This window comes from Achromobacter semiaridum (assembly GCF_053543755.1).
In genome coordinates this window covers 1-776 of the sequence record NZ_JBLVOL010000115.1, presented here as the reverse complement: position 1 = coordinate 776, position 776 = coordinate 1, and the positions used below count along the sequence as shown (strand labels likewise).

Genomic DNA, 776 nt, shown 5'->3' with positions numbered 1-776 from the left:
CGCTGCGGCGCGCCCATGGCGCGACCGAAGGCAAGAAGATCACCTTGACGCGCCGCCAGACGTCCGAGATCCGGCAGGCTGATGCCACCGGCCGCTCGCGCACGATCCAGGTCGAAGTGCGCAAGAAGCGCGTTTTCGTCAAGCGTGATCCCTCCGAAATCGCCCTTGAGCAGGCTGCGTCCGCGCGCGCCGAAGATGAAGTTGCGATCGAAGAAGAGCAGCAGGTGTCCGCGCCGGCTGCACCCGAGGCTCCTGCCGTGGTCGAGCCCCGCGAGACCACTGCCGACAAGGCCGAGGCTTCGGCCCCTGCCGCGGCACAAGAGCCCGTTGCTGTAGAAGCGCCCGCGCCGGTTGAAGCGCCCGCGCCTGTTGAACCCGTCGCGGCCGAAGTGCCCGCCCCCGTCGAGGCGCAAGCCGCCGAAGTCCAGGCCCAGCCTGAACCCGAACCGACGCCGGCGCCTGCTCCTGCCGAGCCCGTGGCCGAAGAGGCCAAGCCCGAAGTTAAGACTGAATCCACCGAGCCCAAGGCTGAAGAAGCCAAGCCGGAACCCGTTGTGCTAGCCAATAAGTCCGATACACCTTCCCCCGAGGCCTCTGCGCCGATCGCCCAGGCGCAGCCTGCCGCGAAGTCCGAACCCGTGAAAACCGCCGCGCCCGCGCCGGCCGCGCCCCCTGTCAAGGTGGGCAACCGTGCCGACAACCGCCGCGCCGGCCCGCCCCTTGCCGCCTCCGCTACGTCGGGTGGCCGCGATGAGGCGCGCCGTGCCGCCGAGGCC

The 776-nt window shown here is 70.4% G+C and carries 1 protein-coding gene; it reads left to right on the top strand.

Annotation, left to right across the window (positions count from 1 at the left end; all coding sequences use genetic code 11):
- The coding region (locus ACNPP0_RS24340) for an IF-2-associated domain-containing protein (RefSeq protein ID WP_448707243.1) at positions 1 to 776 on the top strand (776 nt) is incomplete at both ends.